This window comes from Burkholderia sp. BCC1985 (assembly GCF_905339915.1).
Taxonomy (GTDB): domain Bacteria; phylum Pseudomonadota; class Gammaproteobacteria; order Burkholderiales; family Burkholderiaceae; genus Burkholderia.
Genome location: NZ_CAJPGY010000015.1, coordinates 176,210 through 198,508, shown reverse-complemented (window position 1 = coordinate 198,508; position 22,299 = coordinate 176,210). Strand labels below are relative to the sequence as shown.

Sequence of the window (22,299 nt, the reverse complement as noted above, 5' to 3'; positions counted from 1 at the left end):
GGAACCCCCGCCCGAAAGGCGGGGGTTTTTGCATTGGCGCGGCGGAAATATGCGGTGCGCCTGGCGTGGGTTGCAGCTCGTGCTGAAAGGCTACATGGCAGCGGGCCTGAGTGGCCGGCCCGCTGCGATTGCAGCACGATCGTCCCTTGTCACAGTTACTAACGGTGCAGAGTATCGGGCACCGAGCTACCTAGACGGATGGTGACTTGCGACGCCCACCCTGGGCAATACACCGATCACATCGGCGTGATGATGAGTCGCTGGTGCTCGACAGTAATCCGAACGCGTTCTCCTGCCTCGAATCCCGCGTCCTCAAGCCATACGCCCGCCAATTTGATCCACGGGTAATACGTTGTGTTCAGTTTCCGGTGTGCTCTGATGGCGCGGAGGACTCTAGACAAGGAGTGATGGCGTGCTGACTCTTGAATCTTGACGAAGCGTTCCGTTACGGCGGGGCGTGACTTATGATTGGCGTTAGCCATTTCCGACTCCTGCTGTGAGTTGGTTGTGGTCAGCGGGTCGTGTGGGTGGCAGCCCATGCGGCCCGCGCTTTCTTGCGGTGATGCAGGTTCAGTTTAGAAGATGGACCCTCGTTGAGGGAGCTAGCCGAACGGGATAGCGGTCCCCGAAGATAGCTCCTCGACCGAGGTCCGCAGCTAACCAAATCTCGTTTCGCGTCAAAGGAAATCAGCTCGGCGTTGGTGCTGCCGTTTATTGTGCGGCGGAAGCCGGCAAAGCATCGACTGATTGCGAGAGCTTGCTGCGGCTTTTTGGGGTCGATTGGATAGACGTCAGGATGTGGGTGAGGTCGTCAGAGTTTGCAGTGCTTTCGCAGTGACGAAAGCACGCTACTCGGGGACTCGTATGTGCGTAAGCAGTTGAGCAGGGTGCAGCTGCAGCCAGGTTGTCGCTCGGGAGGTTGGGGTGACCGCAGATCCCGTAGCTTCGCCTCCTGAGCCATCAGCATTCCACGAATAATTTTGCCGGGCGATCTCCTTTCTCTGGTTGATTGTCCCTGACAACATCGAGACACGTCGCAAAGAGCTTTTTCAGCGGTTCACTTCACTTCCCTTTCTCGCAGTATGACGGCCAGCTCCTCGCTGAGGTGCCGCTTGATGCGGCCAACACCGCCTTCCGGGATGGGTAGGTCGTTGTAGATGGCGTGGACTGTTTGAGGGATATCAACCTCAAGCACGCGGATCACTATCTCTTCCTCTCCTGGATGAACCCACCTGATTGTCCGCTTGTCTTCATCTGGTAATGCCGACTCGATATCAAGTTTTGGTGCAATCACGAACGCTAAAACGTGACGCCCAAGCGCGAGTTGTTTTGCTCGCTGCGCGTAGAACAAAGTTTGATAGATGTCGTTCTCGGATAATCGGTTTTCCTTCGAAAATCGTTTCTGGGACGGTGCGAAGACGTAGCGAGGCTTATACTTTGCATCAACCACTGCCAAAGGCCTTCCCTTGTGCATCAATAAGTAGTCCGGTCGAGTGGTTTGATAAACCTGTCCAGAACCGTCTAGGAGAGCATCTTTCTCACTGAACTGATATTCGATTGCGATAGGTATGTCAGAGAAAGCCTCGCTCATTAGACGCAAGATGAATCGTTCAAATATGAGGGAAAGATCAAATTCCAAACATTGAAAATCGGCCTCTCTACCACCAAACAAATCTTCCGGTGCAAAACCGAACATTAGCATCCGACAAAGCGCTAGGACGAGGCGGTAAGGTTCGGTCAGCCGGTTTATTTTCTTTTCAGCAGCTTCAAGATCCTGTAAGCGGATATGTTGTTCTGACGCTATCGATGCCCATGCGAATCTTAGTTTACTCAGACGCTGGTGCAGACGAGCATCGATTTTTAATCTTTGGGCTGTTTCTAGTCCCGCAAGAACCACGCGATTCAGTAGATTGTCTTGAGAGATTTCTGGAAACGTGCACGGAATTCCGACCGACGCAGGCTTCGAAAAGAAGCGACTCCAATCGATACCTCCGCGAATTCCAATTACCTTTTCGTGTTTGACTTGATAAGTACGTGCTAGATATCGCTGTGCGAGGTCTTCGCAGGCGCTCGCCATCAACGTCGCAGCCAGCACGTCAAAGTCGACATGCGCGTCAGCCAGGGCCAGTGTTATGGGGCTAGTTTCATGGTGAGCGAATTTTTTAATTGAAACGCCCAATGAATAAAGAAAAAAAATTGTGAAATCACGTGCGGGCATGTCCGGCACGACAGAGAAAACGATGCTTCCGAGGCGTACACGTCCGATTTTGTGCGGTTGACGTCGACGAACCCGATAGCATGCTGCTTCGCCTTCATAGCGCCAGTCCAACAACCGGCGCAGCCTGACTTCATCTTCAGTGCCCAATGATAGTGGATTGAACGCGTGAACCAGTACCCCACGACCGTCGACGACAATTGTCTGCATTCAGCCTTAAATTTTGAGAAAATTGTAAATTAAGAGTCCTACTGATTTGTGCCATCGGCCTGACTAGGCGACCCGACCGCATCTTCATTCGACGCAACTACATCGTCGGCCCCAAGTGCCGAAGTGTCTTGCAATATTACAGGTAGGCCCAATAGGGACCGCAGCCCCGCTAAGAAGTCGGCCTCCCCGAGATTGAGCAAGCGTCCGTCTGACGAAACGAGTGGCCCCAGCACTTCTGAGACTCTTGACCGATCGGAGAAGCAATAGTCCACAACAAGTGGGTGAATGTCGAATTGAAATTTGCTTCTCAGGACAGCAACAGGCGAAGCAGCATCATCGCGAACTCGAAAGAGTGCGTGTCCGATAGCTCTATCCGGCTCAACTCCAACCTTTTGTAACCTGCGGTTTATCTCATTCATCACCGAGGCTATTTCTACACCGCCGACTTTGGTACTCCATCCTGCAATCTTGCCGAAAACAGAATCATCTGGAACAAATTCAATAAATGCGAATCTCCGACGTAATGCCACGTCCAGCAGGCTAACGCTTCTGTCGGCGGTGTTCATGGTGCCAAGTACGTAGAGATTCTCTGGTATAGATCTCGGATTCTTCGGATCCTGAGCCAGCCGGAACGGTACGTTACGTTTATCGGCTTCGATAAACGTTATTAGTTCGCCGAAGACCCGGGCCGTATCAGCACGATTGATCTCGTCGATCAGCAAAAGTGTTGGCGTTCCTCCTTCCGCCACCGCACAGGCTTCCAACAGTGCGCCGAGTTGTGGCACAAAAGTCGTTCCCTTCGTTTCCCTGTCAGGGCGCCAGCCCCAAACGAAATCTTCGTAGCTGTATGACGGATGGAACGTGAGAGAAACCACGCTTTCATCTCCGTGCCTGCTGCGCCAAAATTCCGCGATGGTCTGGGCAGCGTAAGTCTTTCCTGTTCCCGGTGGCCCGAACATGATTACGTTCTTGCGCTCTATGAGAATTCCGAGGTGCGGTGGACAAGGAGAGTCACCGGCGAACAGCTGACCTCTATATTCGTCAAGTATGCTGAGGCAGAGCACCTTGATATCGTCAGGAATGGCCACTGTGTCCGTGGCTGTTGAGGTGAGTGGTATTTTCCAAGTCGCGAGTCCTGCCTCGGCAGCTTCTCGCGAAGTGGCTTGAGCAAGCAACATCGCAATGAGGAATATCCGCCGCGCACGACCGCGAGCAGCGCTTGATTCTATCGCGCCGGCGATCCGATCAAATCCGTCCAACGCTGGGTCGCCGGCACCGACCATCGTTGAGAGTTTCGTGCGTAATGCGACAGCGTCCCAAGTCGGGAATACCGGTGAAAAGCCATCAAGCTGATCTATCGGTGAGAATCCATCAATCCGCCTCGAAAAATAGGTGAGAAGATACAGCGCACGCAAGTTGTCCAACAACGCATCGGCCCCATACCTCTCACATTTATCTTTCCAAAAGTCCGCAATCCCGAGATAGTGCGGTTCGCCGGAGGAGAGGGCGCAACAAACCAAGAGCAGTTGACGTGGCAGCTCGTTAGTGTAAGTGCCGTCCGCGACGTTAAATTTTTGCCATGACTCCAACACCTCTTCGCCGAGAGGCGAGAGGCGCGTTTCACCGGTTGAAACTAGCTTTGCTGCCCGTAGGTCGGTTACACGCTGAGCTGCAACGGATGCCCCCGATTTTAGCGACGCTAATGCTTGCGTGACATCATCCAAGTCCCGCATTGAGGTCGCAAACGGATCACCGGGTACTTGGGGGGTGTACCGTGCTTCAACAACGGAACGCAACCAGTCAATGAAAGGTTGGCCAACCAAAGGATCAAACCACAGCATATGTGCTCTCTTCCTTACCGTTCTTATGCTCAATATTTCTCTTCTTTTTGGCGACAAACAAATATTCCGTCAATTGCAGCGCCTTATGACCTCCATAACTTTGATAGTTAAGGCGGTCTACTGGGAAAAATTGCACCGAATCACTTTCAAAAAGGTCTCCGGAAAAGAAGGCCTCCAAGCGTTCGCGTCCTTGGTCGTCCGTTCCTGATTTGAAATCATGCCAGTGATTTTTTCCGTTGAAGTAGCTCAGAATCACATGCTCGCAATCGGCGTTGCGAATCAAACGCTCCAGCGATGGCAAAAATCCCGTCGCGCTGCAAAACGTAGAGCTAAAATCAGATTCCATGTTTTGCCCGCGAACATATTTTATATTTGAAAAATACGAATCTAGATCCTCGATTTCAGGATAGGCTGCAATCAAGTTGGGTAGGAAGTAATAAGCTGTATATTGCCTGAAATTATAAGGTGGATCTAAATATAAAACGGAATGTGCTGGAATTTCCCCTACGAAATCAAGACTGTCACGTCCTTTGCCAATTACTTCTGCGGCGGGCCCGGTAACGATGTCCTTCAGTTCCGGTAGAATCGCGGAGATCGGTTTAAGTGCGCGAGGATCGTAGAAATTTCTAGGGAAATCATGATAAGTTCCCTGGATATTTGATACGCGCTCGACTGCATCGAGAAGGCACGATGTAAGGAGGCAGCGTGCGCGGTTACTGATTCTGCCGGTCCGGAACCATACTCGCAAGCGAGTCATCGCGCGATCTAAAGCTATCGCATTTTCGGTCGATAGGAAGCGACGGCGGCCGCTTGATCCCCGACTGCTGGTAAAGGCACTTTTGGGTCCGGCCTCGCAGTAATGGTCGAAGAAATCGGTGCGAATATCCTTGGTAGATATTTCGCGATAACCGTAATTGCTAAACATCGTGGCGATCAAGATTTTCCAATCTTGAACGAGTGAATGATCGACGCACAAGTCGGGATCGTAAGGTGGTTCCGTTCCCATATCGAGTCGGGTCTGTTGGGCCAGATCTCGCCTAACCTTACCGCTTCCAATTAAGTCAGCGAAATTGATCTCTGGAAGTCCGGTATTGGCAAGATACGTTACCCCGTACACCCACGAAAGCAAGTTAATGTCATTCGAAGAAACGCGATATCCCGAGCGCCTGAGCGCAACGCTCACAGCTAAGGAGCCGGCAAAAGCGTCACAGACGTGACTGCCAAGTGGACAAAGTTCACTGACAAGCCGCACAATTTCGCCAGTGAGGGACGTTTTATTTCCCAAATATCTTTGTAGCATTACGCCTCGCACATGATTAGAATCTCGGGGTCATTTCGGTGCGCATTGCTATAAGCAGTTGCATTAAATTGCCGGTAGACGTGGTCGTGCAATGATATCCGGGTTTTTTTTACCCCGTAACTTGCATTGCAGAGGCTAATCAATTCGTCCAGCCCAATCATTCGAGCGTTTCCGGTGGAACGTTCACCGGAAGACGAGTAGCTCATTACGAGTGATGCTCCGCTGTCCTTCGCCGCTGTAATCAATTCAGCAAATGCCGATTTTGCTTTGGATTTGGAAGAAAAATCGGATTTATAACGATCCTCGTTGTATATTCCAGTGGTAACCTTTCCGCCAATCATTTGTAGCTTGGGGACCCGATAATCGGCTACGACTTCTAATATATGATAGAAGCGAGAATATTGCTGCGCGGTATAGGGCGGATCCGCATAAATTAACTTGGGGCGAGACGATCGAATGGTGTTATAGACGTCTTCGACTGGAGCTGCAATAGCGATATGCTGGTTCGGCGTGTTCGAACTGGCAGCATCGACGTTCCGTGCAGCATCTAGAAATGCGGCGGCGATATCTATGCGCCTGTCGGAGGACAGGCGTGAGTGATAAAATCCCGGATTCGCATTTTGCAGTTTGCCAAGCGGCTGTGCGAAATGTTTGCCCGCCGAGCAAACAGCTTTCGACATCGCAGAGTATAAGGAAGTTAACAGGCCTGCCCGCACCCATTCAGAGACTCTACTTGACGCACGCTCGATTTCATTTCTGATGTAATCGCAGCAAAGGGCTTGATATAAGCCGAAATACGTCCCTGCGTAATAAGAAGCAACGATGGGGACGCTATCAAATCCGAGTTTGCCTTCTTGCTTCTCGGCGTCAGCAAGCCAAACGATGCCAGTAGGATTTCTCCATGCCTGCGGTAGACGAGCGTAAAAATGGGCGAGTTCCGCTGTAGGGCCATGGGAAAGGGCCTTCGATTCCTGCTCAAGGAACGCCGATATCTCCTTCGGAAAAGTGACGTTTTTCAGCGCCTGAACGATCTCAGCAGCGACTGCCGTGCATGAGTCGTCGTTCGAGCTTTTTCCCACTCCCAGCATGGCACCGGCGAGGTGCTGACAGAACAGTAGCGCGTCGACGGAGCGGACAGAGGCTCCGCTGCGCGCGAACGCCTGTGAGACAACGCTGGATCCCGAGAACAGGTCGAAGACGGCGTCGTCAGGTCCAAAGAGGTCACCCGTTGCTTGAAGAAGCGTCGGTAGTGAACGGAGCTTGCTACCAAGGTACTGAATTGGGCGAAAGACAGGGGGCGGTGCGTTGTCCAAGTCTGCCGAAACCGAGTCGGAAGCGCCGCACAAGGAGGTTTTTGATTCGAACATGAGTACGCGTTGTGGGAAGGGGCGAGAGCAGACGGTCCCTTCTCAATGGACATAGTTCCCAGCGATTCTACAGATTGCGTGCTCGCAGACCTAATGTTCTGTGTGCTGTCAGGAGCAGTTGGTGAAGCCTCAATTAGGGACGCATGAGCGAGCGAGGCAAGTCGCCCGAGCAAGGGGAAGTCGAGCTGCCGTGTTCGGCCCCAATGTGGCTGCTGCTCTTACTTCAGCGAGCTTTCTCAGGAGGCTTTCTATGCGCAAATATGCGCCGCGCTGACCGGTGCAGACCGTTTCAGATTCTTTGCGAAAGATTGCGATCGCTTTCGGCAGATTTCCGGCAAAGGCCCGGTTTTCGAGGCCTGCACGCATGCGCTACGGACGGAAAAAGCACCGCGATCGCTCACAAGTGCGTGATTTTCAAATAAAAATTCAGTGGTGGAGTGCGGGTGACTCGAACACTCGACCTACGTATTGAGGGGCGCAGGTCGAGCTGATGCACGAATCGCACAGGCTCTGATGATCTACAGCAGCCTAAGCGTCAAACGTCAATATTCCCCGCCCGCAACGCATTGCTCTCGATAAACGCCCGCCGCGGCTCGACATCATCCCCCATGAGGGTAGTAAAGATCCCATCCGCAGCAATCGCGTCTTCGATCTGCACACGCAGCAGACGCCGCACCGCCGGATCCATCGTCGTTTCCCACAGCTGCTCGGGGTTCATCTCGCCGAGGCCCTTATAGCGTTGCTTCGACACGTTCCGCTCAGCATCAGCAAGCAGCCACTTCATCGCGCTCTTGAAGTCCGCCACGGCCATGCTGCGCTCACCGCGCTTGATGACCGCACCTTCCCCGATGAGCCCCTTGAACGTATTCGCAGTGGTCACGAGCTGCTGATAATCCGCCGTGTGCTGGAATTCCTGGTCGATGACCGAAACCCGCACGTTGCCGTGATGCGTACGCTCGACATGCAGCGACCGCTGTTCGCGAACCGGGTCATACGAAGGCACGACACGAACTTCATTCTTCAAAGCCTCGTCATGCAACGCAGCGTGCAGAGCCTTCGCCGAAGCCTCGGTCGAAGCCTCGGTGGAGAGGTCGATGACCACCCCATCCATGATGGCTTCCAGCGCTGCCGGGTCATACAACCGGCTCAACCGCTCGATCACGCTCTGCGACAGCAGATACGACCGCGCCAACTCCCCAAGCGCATCGCCCGAAATCGCCGCAGCATTCTCACCCGGCACCAGCTCCGAGCCTTGCAGCGCCAAGCGCAGCATATGCGCGTTGAGCTCCACGTCATCCTTCAGATACCGCTCATCCTTGCCCGCCTTGATCTTGTAAAGCGGCGGCTGCGCGATATACACGTACCCGCGCTCGATCATGTCCGGCATCTGGCGATACAGGAACGTGAGCAGCAGCGTCCGGATGTGCGCACCGTCGACGTCCGCGTCGGTCATGATGATGATGCGGTGATAGCGCAGCTTGTCGAGGTTGTAGTCTTCCTTGCCGATGCCGCACCCAAGCGCGGTCACGAGCGTGACGATCTGTTCCGACGACAGCAGCTTGTCGTAGCGTGCCTTTTCGACGTTCAGAACCTTGCCGCGCAGCGGCAGGATCGCCTGGAACTTGCGATCACGCCCTTGCTTCGCCGAGCCACCTGCCGAGTCACCCTCGACGATGTAGATTTCGCACTTCGCCGGGTCTTTCTCCTGGCAGTCCGCGAGCTTGCCCGGCAGGCCGACGCCATCGAGCACACCCTTGCGTCGCGTCATCTCACGCGCCTTCCGAGCAGCATCCCGCGCCCGGGCAGCTTCAACAATCTTCCCGCAGATGATCTTCGCGTCGATCGGCGTTTCCAAAAGGAATTCTTCCAGCGCCTTCGCCACAACCTCTTCAACCGGCGCACGAACCTCGGACGAAACCAGCTTGTCCTTCGTCTGCGAGCTGAACTTCGGCTCCGGCACCTTCACGGACAGCACGCACGACAGCCCTTCGCGCATGTCGTCGCCGGTCGTCTCGACCTTCGCCTTCTTCGCGATTTCGTTGTCGGTGATGTACTTGTTGATGACGCGCGTCATCGCGGCCCGCAGGCCGGTCAGGTGCGTGCCGCCGTCGCGCTGCGGAATGTTGTTCGTGAAGCACAGCACGTTTTCGTTGTAGCTGTCGTTCCACTGCATCGCGACTTCGACGCCCACGCCATCCTTCTCGCCGTTGGCGAAGAACACCGTCGGGTGCAGGTTGGTCTTCGTCTTGTTGATGAACTCGACGAAGCCCTTCACACCGCCGGCGAACGCGAAATCGTCTTCCTTGCCCGAGCGCAGGTCCGTGAGACGAATCCGCACGCCGTTGTTCAGGAACGAGAGTTCACGCATCCGCTTCGCGAGGATGTCGTAGTGATACTCGACCGTGCCGAAAATGGTCGGATCGGCCATGAAGTGCACTTCGGTGCCGCGGTTCTCGGTGTCACCGGTGATCAGCATCGGCGAAACTTCCACGCCGTCCACCGTCTCGAGCACGCGCTCCTGCGCGACGCCGCGATGGAACTCCATGAAGTGCTTCTTGCCGTTCCGACGCACGGTCAGCCGCAGCCAGCTCGACAGCGCGTTCACGCACGACACGCCCACGCCGTGCAGGCCGCCCGACACCTTGTAGCTGTTCTGGTCGAACTTGCCGCCGGCGTGCAGCTCGGTCATCACGATTTCAGCCGCACTGCGCTTCGGCTCGTGCTTGTCGTTCATCTTCACGTCGGTCGGAATCCCGCGGCCGTTGTCGGTCACGGAAATCGAGTTGTCGGCGTGAATCGTCACGTGGATGTCGTTGCAGTACCCGGCCAACGCTTCGTCGATCGAGTTGTCGAGCACCTCGAACACGAGGTGGTGCAGACCGGTGCCGTCAGACGTGTCGCCGATGTACATCCCGGGGCGCTTGCGCACCGCTTCCAGACCTTCGAGGATCTGGATCGACGAGGCGCCGTAGCTGCTGTTATCGGGTTGCGAATTGTGCTGTTCACTCATGGATATCTTCCGGTTCTGCGAGGCCACTCAGGTGGCGGCGCGGTGCGTTTCAGCGAGAGAAATCGCCGGGCCGCTCCAGTTTCCTGGCCCGCCCCAGGCGCCGAAAAGGCACCAAAGGGACGGGTTGTCGGTTCGCCATAAAAACGCCAAAGGGGCTTGCCGCCCCCTGGTGTGTGTCTTGATGTCGTGCGCGTCAGATGCGCATCGGCATCACGACATACTTGAACTCGTCGTTCTCGGGCACGGTAATCAGCGCGCTCGAGCTGGCGTCGCCGAGGCTCACCTGCACGGTGTCGACCTTCAGGTTCGCGAGCACGTCGAGCAGATACGTGACGTTGAAGCCGATGTCGACGGTATCGCCCTGGTAGGCGATTTCCAGTTCTTCCTGCGCCTCTTCCTGATCGGCGTTGGTCGACATGATCTTCAGCTGGCCCGGCGCGATGATGCAGCGCACGCCCTTGAACTTGTCCGAGGTCAGGATGGCCGCGCGCTGCAGCGAACGCTGCAGTTCTTCACGGCCGATCTCGAACGTGTTCTTGTGCGCCTTCGGGATCACGCGCTGGAAGTCGGGGAACTTGCCCTCGACGAGTTTCGACACGAGCTCGACCTGGCCGAACGTGAACTTGGCCTGGGTTTGCGCGATGTCGATGGTGACGGTGTCGTCGATGTCTTCGAGCAGGCGCTGCAGCTCGAGAATCGTCTTGCGCGGCACGATGACTTCCTGGCGGCCGAACGTGCCGCCTTCGAGCTTCATCGACGAGAACGCGAGGCGGTGGCCGTCGGTGGCCACGGCCATCAGCTGGTCGCCGTCGACGACGAGCAGCATGCCGTTCAGGTAGTAGCGGATGTCCTGCTGCGCCATCGCGAAGTGGACCATGCCGAGCAGCTGGCGGAACGACTTCTGCGGGACGGTCAGGGTCGCGCCGAAATCCTTCGCCTGCGCGACGGTCGGGAACTCGTCGGCCGCCAGCGTCTGCAGTGCGAAACGGCTCTTGCCCGATTGAACGGTGAGGCGCTTGTCGGCGAGCGACAGCGTGACCTGGCCGTCAGGCATCGCGCGCAGGATGTCGAGCAGCTTGCGCGCCGCGACGGTGGTCGCGACCTGGTCGCCGCCGACGCCGAAATCGGCGCGCGTGGTGATCTGCAGCTCCAGGTCGGTCGACAGGAACGAAACGTCCGGGCCGTTCTTGGTGATCAGCAGGTTGGCGAGGATCGGCAACGTATGGCGGCGTTCGACGATGCCGCTGACCGTTTGCAGCGGCCTGAGGAGGGTGTCTCGTTCGGTCTTGACCAGTTGCATAGAGTTCCTTCGTTGAGTAACGGCCTGCAGCGCAGCAGCCTCGCAGCGCCCCGCCGGCCGGGCTCTTGGCCCGCCACCACCGGGGCGGTCAAACCAGTATTGTGCCTCAAAACCGAACCGCCCCCCTTAAATTGGGGCGGAGGCCGAATTATCAAGCGCGCCGCGCGCTCAGCCCTTCAGCGTCTGTTCCAGCACGTGCAGCTCGTGGTTGAGCTGCGCGTCCTTGCTGCGCTCGTCGGCGATCTTGCGCACCGCGTGCAGCACGGTGGTGTGGTCGCGCCCGCCGAACAGCTCGCCGATTTCCGGCAGGCTCTTCTGCGTGAGTTCCTTCGCGAGATACATCGCGATCTGCCGCGGCCGCGCGATGTTCGCGGGGCGCTTCTTCGAATACATGTCGGCGACCTTGATGTTGTAGAAGTCGGCGACGGTCTTCTGGATGTTCTCGACCGAAATCTGCCGGTTCTGCACGGTCAGCAGATCCTTCAGCGCTTCCTTGGTCAGCTCGATCGAGATCTCGCGGCCGTGGAACTTCGAATACGCGAGGATCTTGCGCAGCGCGCCTTCGAGCTCGCGCACGTTCGAGCGCAGGTGCTTCGCGACGAAGAACGCGACGTCTTCCGACAGGTTCACGCCTTCCGACTGCGCCTTGCGCATCAGGATCGCGACGCGCATTTCGAGCTCGGGCGGCTCGATCGCGACGGTGAGGCCCGAGTCGAAGCGCGAGATCAGGCGATCGTCGATGCCCGAGATTTCCTTCGGATACGTGTCGCTGGTGATGATCACCTGCGCCTTGTTCGCGACCAGCGCCTCGAACGCGTAGAAGAATTCCTCTTGCGTGCGCGACTTGCCGGAGAAGAACTGGATATCGTCGATCAGCAGCAGGTCGAGCGAGTGGTAGTAGCGCTTGAAGTCGTCGAACGCCTTGCGCTGGTACGCCTTCACCACGTCGGACACGTACTGTTCCGCATGGATGTAGCGGATCCGCGCGCCGGCCTTGTCGAGCAGCAGCTGGTTGCCGATCGCGTGGATCAGGTGGGTCTTGCCGAGGCCGACGCCGCCGTACAGGAACAGCGGGTTGTACGAGATGCCCGGGTTGTCCGCGACCTGGATCGCGGCGGCGCGCGCGAGCTGGTTCGCCTTACCGGTCACGAAGTTGTCGAACGTGAGCACGGGGTTCAGCTTCGAGCGCTCGTACATCGAATCGGCTTCGCCGCCGTTCGCGGGCGCCGCACCGGGGCCCGGACGCCACGTGCGGCGGCCGGCCGCCGCTTCGTGCGCGGGCAGGCTCGGCAGGTCGATGTCGGCGTCGTCGGCGTTCAGGTGATGTGCGGCAGCCGCCGACGGCGTCATCGGCACGTCGGCCGGCGCGCTCGGTGCAGCCGATGCATTCGCGGTCAGATTGGCGGCGATCGCGGCCACCGTGGCGGCCGGGCCGCTCGGTGCGAGCGGCGCACGCGGCGCGGCTGCGCCCGGTGCGGCGCTGGCCGCGGCGCTGCGCATGCCTGCCTTGGGATCGAGGACGAACTGGACTTCGATCGGCGTGTTCCAGAATTCGCGGGCCAGATCGGAGATCCGTCCCGAAAACTGGCTCTTGACCCAGTCCAGCTTGAAGCGGTTCGGCGCGGCGATGGACAGCGTGTTCGCCGACGCATCGAAGGCCACCGGGGCCAAGGGTTTGATCCACGTCACGTACTGCTGGGGCGTCAACTCGCGCTCCAGCAGTGCGGAACAGTGTTGCCAGAAATCGTTCATCAAGTAACTGTCGTTTTTTGCGTGCACAGCGCGGCTCGCCGGCGCCCTTGTCGCGGTTGCGCAACAAGGCCCGAAGCGGTCGTGCGAGCGTGCCTCGGACGCCTGCGTCACAGTGTTGGAGGGACAGGCGCGGGCCGAGGCGGCGTGCGGGATTCTTGGAGATAAGGCGAGATTCTACCGCCAAACGCGGCCACAGCGCGAGTTATCCACAGGCCGGGATTGTGGGTCGCGGGGCCGGATCGGCGCGGGCCGGCACAGGCGAGCGACTCCTAAAGTATTGACCGTCAAGAGAAAAACGGTTTAAATAGCGGGTTCCGCGAAAACCAATCCTGTATTCCCGGCGATTGCGTTCGCCCGAATGCCTCCGGTTAAGGGCACGCGGTCCCCTGAATTTCGACATTCTCGAACAAGTGAGAACATCATGAAACGTACTTACCAACCGTCCGTGACGCGCCGCAAGCGCACCCATGGCTTCCGTGTCCGCATGAAGACGGCAGGTGGCCGCAAGGTCATCAACGCTCGCCGCGCGAAGGGCCGCAAGCGCCTCGCCATCTAAGGCAGGTTGCGCGCTGTGTCCGCCGTCCGCAGTCCTGCGGAAGGTGCCGTCGAGCCGGGTGCGAATCCGTCGCAGACGAAAGCCGCCTTCCCGAAAGCTGCGCGACTTCTGAAAACGGATGAATTTTCATCCGTTTTTCGTTTGCGCCCCTGGCGGCGCTCCGCGCACTTCGTGATCTACGGCAAGCCGACCGGTCAGCCCGCGCGTCTGGGGCTCGTCGTCGGCAAGAAGTATGCGCCGCGTGCAGTAACACGTAACCTCGTGAAGCGGCTGGCGCGCGATGCGTTTCGCCTGCGCCGGGCCGAATTCGCCGGTTACGACCTGCTGCTGCGGCAGCACACGCGCTTCGACAAGAAAGCGCTGCCGAGCGCGGCTTCCGCCCCGCTCGCGGCGATGTGCGCGGCCGAGATCCGCGAACTGCTCGACAGGGCCGTCCGGGAAATCGCCCGCCGTGCGTCGAAGCCCGCGTCCGAGTGACGCATCCGTGTCCGGTGCGGCGTTCGCGCCTGCCCGGCCGGTTTTGAAGCGGCGTCTTACGGCGCCGCCCAAGGTATGAAAACGGTATTGATCGCCTTGCTGCGCTTCTACAAGGTTGCCGTGAGCCCGATGCTCGGCAACCGTTGCCGTTTTTATCCTTCCTGTTCGGATTACGCGCGCGAGGCAATCCAGTATCATGGCGCCGCGCGCGGCACGTATCTCGCCGTCAGGCGCGTGTGCCGATGCCATCCGTTTTCCGCGGGCGGCATCGACCTCGTCCCGCCGCCCAACTCCGACACTCGCGCTCGCGGCGAAGCCGACGCGCGGTCCCATCGACTCTGAGACAACGCATGGATATCAAACGCACCGTCCTATGGGTGATCTTCTTCATGTCAGCTGTCATGCTGTACGACAACTGGCAGCGCGACCATGGACGCCCGTCGATGTTCTTCCCGAGCGCCACGCAAACGGCCCCCGCGGCTGCGGGCGGTGCATCGGGCACGGGCGCGACGACGACCGCAGGTGACGCGCCTGCGGCAGCCGCAGGCACCGCACCGTCGACGACGGCACCGGCCGCGCAGGCGCAGCTCGTGAAGTTCTCGACCGACGTGTATGACGGCGAAATCGACACGCGCGGCGGCACGCTCGCGAAGCTGACGCTGAAGAAGCAGGGCGACGGCAAGCAGCCCGACCTGTACATCACGCTGTTCGACCATACGGCCGGCCACACGTATCTCGCGCGCTCGGGCCTGCTCGGCGGCGACTTCCCGAACCACAACGACGTCTACACGCAGGTCAACGCGGGCCCGACGTCGCTGACGGGTGACCAGAACACGCTGAAGCTGTCGTTCGAATCGCCGGTGAAGGGCGGCGTGAAGGTCGTGAAGACCTACACGTTCACGCGCGGCAGCTACGTGATCGGCGTCGACACCAAGATCGACAACGTCGGGACGGCACCGGTCACGCCGACGGTCTACATGGAGCTCGTCCGCGACAACACGGCCGTCGAAACGCCGATGTTCTCGCATACGTTCCTCGGGCCGGCGGTCTACACGGACGCGAAGCACTTCCAGAAGATCAACTTCAGCGACCTCGACAAGAACAAGGCCGACTTCGTGAACTCCGCCGACAACGGCTGGGTCGCGATGGTGCAGCACTACTTCGCGTCGGCCTGGATTCCGCAGCAGGGCGTGAAGCGCGACATCTACGCTGAAAAGATCGATCCGACGCTGTATCGCGTCGGCGTGAAGCAACCGGTCGCAGCCATTGCGCCGGGCCAGTCGGCCGACGTGCAGGCACGCCTGTTCGCCGGTCCGGAAGAAGAGCGCATGCTCGAAGGCGTCGCGCCGGGCCTGGAACTCGTGAAGGACTACGGCTGGGTGACGATCATCGCGAAGCCGCTGTTCTGGCTGCTCGAGAAGATCCACGGCTTCGTCGGCAACTGGGGCTGGGCGATCGTGCTGCTGACGGTGCTGATCAAGGCCGTGTTCTTCCCGCTGTCGGCGGCCAGCTACAAGTCGATGGCGCGCATGAAGGAAATCACGCCGCGCATGCAGGCGCTGCGCGAACGCTTCAAGAGCGATCCGCAGAAGATGAACGCCGCGCTGATGGAGCTGTACAAGACCGAGAAGGTCAATCCGTTCGGCGGCTGCCTGCCGGTCGTGATCCAGATCCCGGTGTTCATCTCGCTGTACTGGGTGCTGCTCGCGTCGGTCGAAATGCGCGGCGCGCCGTGGATTCTGTGGATTCACGACCTGTCGCAGCGCGATCCGTTCTTCATCCTGCCGGTGCTGATGGCCGTCTCGATGTTCGTGCAGACGAGCCTGAATCCGACGCCGCCGGACCCGGTCCAGGCGAAGATGATGAAGTTCATGCCGATCGCGTTCTCGGTGATGTTCTTCTTCTTCCCGGCCGGCCTGGTGCTGTACTACGTCGTGAACAACGTGCTGTCGATCGCGCAGCAGTACTACATCACGCGCAAGCTCGGCGGCGGCAAGAAGGCCTGACGCCCGTGACACACGCGGGCGGCCAGCCGCCCGCGATGCACGCAAAAAAGCCGCATGGTTTCATCCATGCGGCTTTTTTGTTTCTGGCGGGGGCGGCGCGGGGACGTGGACCGCTGCCGTTCAGGCCTTCTTCGCTTCGATTTTCGTGTCGCCGCCGTAGAACTGCTCGATCAGTTCCTGAACGAGGTAACGCTGATGCGGCGGCAGCGCCTCGATCTTCGACGCGAGTTCGATCGTCTCGGGCGTCGGCGGATAACGCTCGTCGCGCGGCAGCGGTTGCGGCGTCGTGTGTTCGGTCACGCTCGGCGACGGCCCGTAATGCAGCCAATGCAGTTCGACGCGCAACCAGTCGGCGAGCGTTTCGAGTTTGTCCGGCGTCGGAATCGTGCGGCCCGTCAGCCATTTGTGCGCGGTTTGCGGCGAAACCGGCTGCGCACCGCGGTGACGCAGATTGAACCGGTTCGCGAGTTCCGTCGCGCCGGTGACCTTGTCCGGGCTGCGCCGCAAGGCGAATTTCAGGCGTTCCGAGAACGCTGCTTTTTCTTCGGGTGTCGGCATGGGGGTGATTGTGCAATTCCGCCGACACGTCTCAGACAACCATATAGGCTAAACATAGCCTGTTCGGACGAATCTCAACCTGCCGTGGACCGTGCGGCGGAATTGGGGGCCGCAGTGTCGGACCGTTCGGAAAGGCATACTCGTCCGAAATGGACAGGACGTGATTGTCCGGCATTGATACTCGACTTATCCCCGTCGGGATAAATTCGGGTAAGTTCGACGCCGATCGGGTGTCCGGTGGCGTGCGGGCCGGCAGGCTACAATGCCGGCGTCCCGATGCCCGAACTGTTGTGCGGGCGCACCATTGACGCTCTGTTCACCCGATTCATCCGATTCCCATGCTCGCTACCGATTCCGATCCGATCGTCGCCATTGCCACTGCTGCCGGCCGGGGGGGCATCGGCGTCGTCCGCGTGTCGTTCGGGCGCGGCGGCGAGGCGGCCGCGCTGCCGCTGATCGACGCGTTGTGCGGGCAGCGGCTCGCGCCGCGTCATGCGAGCTACGTGCCGTTCCTCGACGAGCACGGCGCGCCGCTCGACCGCGGAATCGCGCTGTATTTCCCCGCGCCGCATTCGTACACCGGCGAGCACGTGCTCGAGTTGCAGGGGCACGGCGGGCCGATCGTGATGCAGCTGCTGTTGCAGCGTTGCCTCGATGCGGGGCGCGCGTTCGGGCTGCGGCTCGCGGAACCGGGCGAGTTCACGCGGCGCGCGTTCCTGAACGACAAGCTCGATCTCGCGCAGGCCGAGGCCGTCGCCGACCTGATCGAGGCGAGTACCGAAGCGGCGGCGCGCTCGGCCGGGCGCTCGCTCGACGGCGCGTTCTCGCGGCAGATCCACGCGCTCGTCGAGGACGTGATCACGCTGCGGATGCTGGTCGAGGCGACGCTCGATTTCCCGGAAGAGGAAATCGACTTCCTGGAAGCGGCCGATGCGCGCGGCAAGCTCGGGAGGATCCGCGAGCAACTGGCGCACGTGCTCGGTGACGCGCGGCAGGGCGCGCTGCTGCGCGAAGGGTTGTCGGTCGTGCTCGCGGGGCAGCCGAACGTCGGCAAGTCGTCGCTGCTGAATGCGCTCGCCGGCGCGGAGCTGGCGATCGTCACGCCGATCGCGGGCACGACGCGCGACAAGGTCGCGCAGACGATCCAGGTCGAAGGGATTCCGCTGCACATCATCGATACGGCCGGGCTGCGCGAGACGGAGGACGAAGTCGAGCGGATCGGGATTGCGCGCACGTGGAGCGAGATCGAGCGCGCGGACGTCGTGCTGCATCTGCTCGATTCGCGCACGGGGATGACGGCGGACGACGAGACGATTGCGGCGCGGTTCCCGGATGGTGTGCCGGTGGTGCGGGTGTTGAACAAGACGGACCTCACCGGCGTGCCGGCGTGCGTCGAGCATCCGGCGGCCGAAGGCGACCTGACCGAGGTGCATCTGTCGGCCAAGCGCGGCGACGGCATCGACATGCTGCGCGCGGAGCTGCTGCGGATCGCGGGGTGGCAGGCGGGCGCCGAAGGCGTCTATCTGGCGCGCGAGCGGCATTTGATTGCGCTGCGGGCTGCGCAGGAGCATCTGGCGCAGGCGGCGGATCATGCCGAGCAGCGCGCGCAATCGCTCGATCTGTTTGCGGAGGAACTGCGGCTCGCGCAGGAGCAACTCAATGCGATTACCGGCGAGTTTACTTCGGATGATCTGCTGGGGGTGATTTTCAGCAGGTTCTGCATCGGGAAGTAAGCGGGCATTTCAACGGAATACCGGCGCTTCGAATTCCCGCTGTTTTCCCTTTTCCACATCGACCCACGTTCCGAGATGAGTGCCTTTCCAATGGCGGACGCCGTGCCGCGCGGCATGGACAAGGAAAAAGTCGCAGCCCTCGCGCGTCGGAAATTTGCCGGCTCGCTGGCCAACGACACCAAGTGGAACGAGCTGATTACCTTCGTGCGCGATCTGAGCGGGTGGCGGCCTTCGTACCGGTCAAAGTGGGTCAATGGTCATGTGACGGATTGGGACGTCGAGTGGTTCTACCATCTGCCATTCCCGTTCGTGGGCGTCGAATGGTTCGACATCGGGTTGAATGCCCAGGCGTCCGCCAGGCATCAAGCGGCGGACCAATCCGCGCGAGTGTTGGGAAAGCTTGCAGAGATCGGCTTCGAGTTCGAGGCCAGATGCGAGGTGGTGAGAATCTGGGGATATGGGCCGAAGTCGTACGAAGACTTTCCGACGGCTCGTTGAGGAAGGACGCAGCTGCCGTCCTCAGCGGTCCGGATCAATCGACTGATCCGGACGGTGTCGTCGCGACAGCCGGGGTGGAATGCATCAATCCCAATGCCGATGATGATGGTGGTAATACCCGCCATCACCGTAATACCCATACCCGCCGCCATCCGGCACCACGATGCAGCCGCTCAACAGCACGGCGACACCGGCAATCAGCAAAAGGGTTTTCTTCATCACGCTCACCTGCTCGGATTCGACATGAACCCAGCATAGCGAGCGCCTTCAACACCGGCTGTAAGCGATCGTTTCCCGGCGCGGCAATCCGTAACGGCGGATTATTCCGGTCACAATGACCGTAACAAATCCCCAATCCGCAGACGTTTTCACGCCGCCACGACGCGGTTTCTCCCCGCATCCTTCGCACGATACAGCGCGGCATCGGCGGCTTCGATCAACGCATCGGGCGTCGACAGGTCGTCGGCCGACACGGTCGCGCAACCGACGCTGACGCTCACGCGCCCGGCCGGCGACCCGGGCATCGCGAGATCGATCCGCAGCACCGCTTCGCGCGCTTCCTCGGCAACGACCCGTGCCCCGCGCGCGCCGGTGTTCGGCAGCACGATGGCAAACTCCTCGCCGCCGTAGCGCGCGACGATATCGGCCGGCCGCCGCACCGCGCCGGCCAGCGCATTCGCGACCGCGATCAGGCACGCGTCGCCCTTCACGTGACCGAACGCGTCGTTGTACGCCTTGAAGTGATCGACGTCGACCATCAGCAGCGACAACGGCTCGCCTTGCCGCCGCGCCTGCAGGAACAGCGTGTGGAAGTGATCGTTGAAGTGGCTGCGATTGAACGCGCCGGTCAGCCCGTCGCGCGCGGACGAACGAACCAGCGTCGCATGCGCCTCGAACAGCTGCTGATACAGCTTCGTCACTTCCCAGGCGAGCACGCACACCAGCACGCCCGGCGTGAACATGCTGAACACGCGTGCGAGATACCAGCCGACCGTGAAGCGGCTCGTGGTCAGCAGGTTCAGCGTCGTGTCGGTGAGGCAGGCGAGCACCGCGATCGCGAGCCACAGGTCGAGCGTCGTGCGCAGTCGGCCGGAAGCCAGCACGGCGACGAGCGCGAGCGCATTGAGCAACCACACGACCAGCGCGATCCCGTTGACGGGCAGCGCGGCTGTGTCGCCCGGCGGATGGAACGCGGGCGGCAGCGCCACGTTCAGCGCGAGCACGCACAGCAGCGCGGCCGCGACGGCCGGGCCGCCGACCAGCGCGAAGGTCCATATGCGCGTCTGCGCCGCGCCGACCGGCGCATGCGTGAGCCGCTCGCGCGCGAGCAGCGCGGCCATCACGAAGCACGGAAAGCCGGCATGCCAGAAGACCCACATCCACGCGGCGCTTTGCGGACGCGCGCCGAGCAAGCCTTGCGGCGCGAACACGCCGGGGAAGGTGAGCAGCTGCAGCGCGACGGCGAGTGCGGTGAACGCATAGGCGCCGCCGAGCGCACCGAGCACGGGCTGGCGCGTGACGGTGAACTGCGCGCCGAGGAAGAAGGCGGCGATGCTCGCGGTGGTGAACACGGTCAGCGCGCACATCGGCATGAACGGCTCGACGGCCGGCAGCGTGACGTTTGCGTGCGGCACGGCGATCGCCAGCGCGAGCACGATGACGAGTGCCGTGAGCGCGCCGAACCAAAGCTGACGACGCGTCGTATGCTGGATCAGGATGCCTTCCATGGATTCCCCCGGGCACTCGTGCGGTCACGCCCGGTCTTGGCGCCGGGCAGCATGCATCCGGCCGCAGCGCAACCGGTGCGGCCCGATCCTATCGCGTTATTGGCGTGCGCTCAAATACCGAGGCCGGGGCCGAAGTTGCCGGCGACCCAGCGCGTGACGGCATCGACGTCCGCGTAGTCCTGTTCGGGCAGGCCGTCGAGCATCGACAGCACTTCGTTACTGGCGCCGGCGTCGCGTGCGGCGTCGACGATCGCATCCTTGTTGGCCGGGTAGCGGACGGCCGCCAGCACGTCGGCAATCTGCAGGTCGATCGCTTCGCCGGGGATATCGTGCGGAGGGAGAGCGGGTTTGTCGTTCACGGCGGCGGCTCGCTGGTTGGGCGGGATTCGGTTCGAGGCGGTTCGTGGCGGAAAGCGGTTGCACCGTTTGCACCGTGTGCAGCGCCCCGCCCGCGCGGGTGCGCCGCGGGGATGGCGATCGGCTCAGTGTCCGCGCCGCACCCGGCGCCACGGATGCTTCCAGTCGATATGCGGTGCATTTTCGTCGCGCGGATGCTGGCGCCGATGTTCCTGCCACAGTTCGTCGGAGAACAGCGCAGCCACGATCATGAGTGGCAGCACGAGGAAGATGCCGAGTATGACTTGCTCGATCACGATAGCCTCCTTGCGGTGGCAGGAACCCTTGTGTCCATTCTAGGCTCTGACCTTCGCCCGCGGTCAACTTCTTACAGCGCGGAACGCGCCCCGTTCGCGGCGCCGCCGCACGGGTGTTTCATGCGCGCGCGGGCATCAAAAAGGACACGAACATGCAACTCCAGAACGACAAGCACACGCTTGCACTGCGGCCGCTGGAGCGCCAGGACCTGCGCTTCGTTCACGAGCTGAACAACGACGCGAAGATCATGCGCTACTGGTTCGAGGAGCCGTACGAAACCTTCTCCGAGCTGTCGCAACTGTATGACCGTCACGTGCACGACCAGCGCGAGCGCCGCTTCGTCGCGGTCGATGCGCAGGACGAACTGGTCGGCCTCGTCGAGCTGATCGAGCTCGACTACATTCACCGTCGCGGCGAATTCCAGATCATCATCGCGCCCCAATGCCAGGGGCGCGGCTATGCGGGGCAGGCGACGCGCCTCGCGATCGAATATGCGTTCAAGGTGCTGAACATGCGCAAGCTGTACCTGATCGTCGACACGTCGAATGCGGCGGCCATCCACGTGTACGAGAAATGCGGATTCCAGCACGAGGCGGAATTGAAGGAAGAATTTTTCGGAAACGGCGCATATCACAACGCTTATCGCATGTGCATTTTCCAGCGCGATTATTTCGAGCGTCCGCGAGCGGTCTGAATAAGATCGGGTAAAAACACTGGCGAACGCCCGCTGCGGCTCCGCTGCAGCGGGCGCCAAGCCTACCCGGTAAATACGGGTAAATACGAGTGCGCTTATACCTGGCATTTTTCTTGTATCAGGTAAATCCGGTGCCGCACTGCGGTAAATTCAGATCGTTTCGGATGACTTTATGTGCAACGCATCAAAATGGTCCCGATATTGAAATGAATTATCCAAACCGTTCAGCCGGCGGACTGCAGTTTCTCCGAAAGGCTTGCCTGACGAGGCTTTGCTTCCGGCGGCGCGGGCGAATTCGCCGGACGGCAGACGCCGCCGCAAGTGAAAAACCGGGCGCGCGCAGGGTGCGACAATTCGCCGCTATTGCGATCGCACAACAAATGTGCTTGATATCGCTTGCC

Annotated in this window: 20 protein-coding genes; 7 read left to right on the top strand and 13 right to left on the bottom strand. The window is 60.2% G+C overall.

What is annotated here, in order from left to right; translation table 11 throughout:
* Positions 1 to 236: 236 nt before the first annotated feature.
* From U4Z31_RS17945 to dnaA, 8 genes are all read right to left on the bottom strand, one after another.
* Entirely contained in the window at positions 237 to 482 is a 246-nt protein-coding gene (locus tag U4Z31_RS17945; protein ID WP_321810979.1) for a SymE family type I addiction module toxin, read from the bottom strand.
* A gap of 575 nt (positions 483 to 1,057) precedes the next feature.
* Complete coding sequence (locus tag U4Z31_RS17940) at positions 1,058 to 2,425, bottom strand: 5-methylcytosine restriction system specificity protein McrC (RefSeq protein WP_321810978.1); 1,368 nt, start codon at positions 2,423 to 2,425, stop codon at positions 1,058 to 1,060.
* Positions 2,426 to 2,463: 38 nt separating this feature from the next.
* Complete coding sequence (locus U4Z31_RS17935) at positions 2,464 to 4,266, bottom strand: McrB family protein (RefSeq protein ID WP_321810977.1); 1,803 nt, start codon at positions 4,264 to 4,266, stop codon at positions 2,464 to 2,466.
* The gene (locus U4Z31_RS17930; protein ID WP_321810976.1) at positions 4,253 to 5,566 is read right to left on the bottom strand and encodes a DNA adenine methylase; all 1,314 of its coding nucleotides are present in this window, start codon (positions 5,564 to 5,566) and stop codon (positions 4,253 to 4,255) included. The genes U4Z31_RS17935 and U4Z31_RS17930 overlap by 14 nt, the downstream gene beginning before the upstream one ends.
* Positions 5,566 to 6,933 (bottom strand): hypothetical protein, encoded by a 1,368-nt coding sequence (locus U4Z31_RS17925; protein WP_321810975.1) that lies wholly within the window; start codon positions 6,931 to 6,933, stop codon positions 5,566 to 5,568. The genes U4Z31_RS17930 and U4Z31_RS17925 overlap by 1 nt, the downstream gene beginning before the upstream one ends.
* 535 nt (positions 6,934 to 7,468) lie before the next feature.
* Positions 7,469 to 9,943 (bottom strand): DNA topoisomerase (ATP-hydrolyzing) subunit B, encoded by a 2,475-nt coding sequence (gene gyrB, locus U4Z31_RS17920; RefSeq protein ID WP_321810980.1) that lies wholly within the window; start codon positions 9,941 to 9,943, stop codon positions 7,469 to 7,471.
* Positions 9,944 to 10,136: 193 nt separating this feature from the next.
* Positions 10,137 to 11,243 (bottom strand): DNA polymerase III subunit beta, encoded by a 1,107-nt coding sequence (gene dnaN, locus U4Z31_RS17915; RefSeq protein ID WP_006756934.1) that lies wholly within the window; start codon positions 11,241 to 11,243, stop codon positions 10,137 to 10,139.
* Between the two features lie 168 nt (positions 11,244 to 11,411).
* Positions 11,412 to 12,995, bottom strand: coding sequence for a chromosomal replication initiator protein DnaA (dnaA, locus tag U4Z31_RS17910; protein WP_321810974.1), 1,584 nt, complete (start codon positions 12,993 to 12,995; stop codon positions 11,412 to 11,414).
* A 421-nt stretch (positions 12,996 to 13,416) separates the two neighbouring features.
* Between dnaA and rpmH the strand changes: the two genes are divergently transcribed.
* The 4 genes from rpmH (at position 13,417) to yidC (ending at position 16,034) form a co-directional block, all read left to right on the top strand.
* The gene (gene rpmH / locus U4Z31_RS17905) at positions 13,417 to 13,551 is read left to right on the top strand and encodes a 50S ribosomal protein L34 (RefSeq protein ID WP_004198824.1); all 135 of its coding nucleotides are present in this window, start codon (positions 13,417 to 13,419) and stop codon (positions 13,549 to 13,551) included.
* Between the two features lie 15 nt (positions 13,552 to 13,566).
* Positions 13,567 to 14,028, top strand: coding sequence for a ribonuclease P protein component (gene rnpA / locus U4Z31_RS17900; RefSeq protein WP_021157986.1), 462 nt, complete (start codon positions 13,567 to 13,569; stop codon positions 14,026 to 14,028).
* A gap of 75 nt (positions 14,029 to 14,103) precedes the next feature.
* On the top strand, positions 14,104 to 14,370 hold the full coding sequence (gene yidD / locus U4Z31_RS17895; protein WP_006489939.1) for a membrane protein insertion efficiency factor YidD: 267 nt from the start codon (positions 14,104 to 14,106) through the stop codon (positions 14,368 to 14,370).
* A gap of 8 nt (positions 14,371 to 14,378) precedes the next feature.
* Positions 14,379 to 16,034 carry a membrane protein insertase YidC gene (gene yidC / locus U4Z31_RS17890; RefSeq protein ID WP_124486744.1) on the top strand — a complete coding sequence of 552 codons (1,656 nt, stop codon included), beginning with the start codon at positions 14,379 to 14,381 and terminating at the stop codon, positions 16,032 to 16,034.
* Between the two features lie 120 nt (positions 16,035 to 16,154).
* Here the strand turns inward: yidC and U4Z31_RS17885 are convergent, their stop codons facing one another.
* A complete protein-coding gene (locus U4Z31_RS17885; RefSeq protein WP_124486743.1) occupies positions 16,155 to 16,592 on the bottom strand; it encodes a helix-turn-helix domain-containing protein in 438 nt (145 codons plus the stop codon).
* Between the two features lie 338 nt (positions 16,593 to 16,930).
* Between U4Z31_RS17885 and mnmE the strand changes: the two genes are divergently transcribed.
* Together mnmE and U4Z31_RS17875 are read left to right on the top strand one after the other, a co-directional pair.
* On the top strand, positions 16,931 to 18,325 hold the full coding sequence (mnmE, locus tag U4Z31_RS17880; protein WP_321810973.1) for a tRNA uridine-5-carboxymethylaminomethyl(34) synthesis GTPase MnmE: 1,395 nt from the start codon (positions 16,931 to 16,933) through the stop codon (positions 18,323 to 18,325).
* Between the two features lie 90 nt (positions 18,326 to 18,415).
* Positions 18,416 to 18,823 (top strand): DUF6678 family protein, encoded by a 408-nt coding sequence (locus tag U4Z31_RS17875; protein WP_321810972.1) that lies wholly within the window; start codon positions 18,416 to 18,418, stop codon positions 18,821 to 18,823.
* 84 nt (positions 18,824 to 18,907) lie between these two features.
* Here the strand turns inward: U4Z31_RS17875 and U4Z31_RS17870 are convergent, their stop codons facing one another.
* The 4 genes from U4Z31_RS17870 to U4Z31_RS17855 form a co-directional block, all read right to left on the bottom strand.
* Positions 18,908 to 19,042 (bottom strand): hypothetical protein, encoded by a 135-nt coding sequence (locus U4Z31_RS17870; protein ID WP_257773917.1) that lies wholly within the window; start codon positions 19,040 to 19,042, stop codon positions 18,908 to 18,910.
* A 149-nt stretch (positions 19,043 to 19,191) separates the two neighbouring features.
* On the bottom strand, positions 19,192 to 20,550 hold the full coding sequence (locus U4Z31_RS17865; RefSeq protein WP_044848667.1) for a GGDEF domain-containing protein: 1,359 nt from the start codon (positions 20,548 to 20,550) through the stop codon (positions 19,192 to 19,194).
* Between the two features lie 110 nt (positions 20,551 to 20,660).
* Positions 20,661 to 20,909, bottom strand: a complete 249-nt coding sequence (locus tag U4Z31_RS17860) for a DUF2795 domain-containing protein (RefSeq protein WP_006756942.1) — start codon at positions 20,907 to 20,909, stop codon at positions 20,661 to 20,663.
* Between the two features lie 123 nt (positions 20,910 to 21,032).
* Entirely contained in the window at positions 21,033 to 21,203 is a 171-nt protein-coding gene (locus U4Z31_RS17855) for a hypothetical protein (RefSeq protein WP_044848668.1), read from the bottom strand.
* 152 nt (positions 21,204 to 21,355) lie between these two features.
* Between U4Z31_RS17855 and speG the strand changes: the two genes are divergently transcribed.
* Positions 21,356 to 21,898, top strand: a complete 543-nt coding sequence (gene speG, locus U4Z31_RS17850) for a spermidine N1-acetyltransferase (protein ID WP_321810971.1) — start codon at positions 21,356 to 21,358, stop codon at positions 21,896 to 21,898.
* Positions 21,899 to 22,299 lie beyond the last annotated feature (401 nt).

Coding starts and splice junctions, on each gene's coding strand:
- U4Z31_RS17935 (WP_321810977.1), bottom strand. CDS start 4,266: ATGCTGTGGTTTGATCCTTTGGTTGGCCAACCTTTCATTGACTGGTTG.
- gyrB (WP_321810980.1), bottom strand. CDS start 9,943: ATGAGTGAACAGCACAATTCGCAACCCGATAACAGCAGCTACGGCGCC.
- dnaN (WP_006756934.1), bottom strand. CDS start 11,243: ATGCAACTGGTCAAGACCGAACGAGACACCCTCCTCAGGCCGCTGCAA.
- U4Z31_RS17885 (WP_124486743.1), bottom strand. CDS start 16,592: ATGCCGACACCCGAAGAAAAAGCAGCGTTCTCGGAACGCCTGAAATTC.
- U4Z31_RS17930 (WP_321810976.1), bottom strand. CDS start 5,566: ATGCTACAAAGATATTTGGGAAATAAAACGTCCCTCACTGGCGAAATT.
- U4Z31_RS17925 (WP_321810975.1), bottom strand. CDS start 6,933: ATGTTCGAATCAAAAACCTCCTTGTGCGGCGCTTCCGACTCGGTTTCG.
- yidD (WP_006489939.1), top strand. CDS start 14,104: ATGAAAACGGTATTGATCGCCTTGCTGCGCTTCTACAAGGTTGCCGTG.
- speG (WP_321810971.1), top strand. CDS start 21,356: ATGCAACTCCAGAACGACAAGCACACGCTTGCACTGCGGCCGCTGGAG.
- yidC (WP_124486744.1), top strand. CDS start 14,379: ATGGATATCAAACGCACCGTCCTATGGGTGATCTTCTTCATGTCAGCT.
- U4Z31_RS17865 (WP_044848667.1), bottom strand. CDS start 20,550: ATGGAAGGCATCCTGATCCAGCATACGACGCGTCGTCAGCTTTGGTTC.
- U4Z31_RS17875 (WP_321810972.1), top strand. CDS start 18,416: ATGGCGGACGCCGTGCCGCGCGGCATGGACAAGGAAAAAGTCGCAGCC.
- U4Z31_RS17945 (WP_321810979.1), bottom strand. CDS start 482: ATGGCTAACGCCAATCATAAGTCACGCCCCGCCGTAACGGAACGCTTC.
- U4Z31_RS17940 (WP_321810978.1), bottom strand. CDS start 2,425: ATGCAGACAATTGTCGTCGACGGTCGTGGGGTACTGGTTCACGCGTTC.
- mnmE (WP_321810973.1), top strand. CDS start 16,931: ATGCTCGCTACCGATTCCGATCCGATCGTCGCCATTGCCACTGCTGCC.
- dnaA (WP_321810974.1), bottom strand. CDS start 12,995: ATGAACGATTTCTGGCAACACTGTTCCGCACTGCTGGAGCGCGAGTTG.
- rpmH (WP_004198824.1), top strand. CDS start 13,417: ATGAAACGTACTTACCAACCGTCCGTGACGCGCCGCAAGCGCACCCAT.
- U4Z31_RS17870 (WP_257773917.1), bottom strand. CDS start 19,042: ATGAAGAAAACCCTTTTGCTGATTGCCGGTGTCGCCGTGCTGTTGAGC.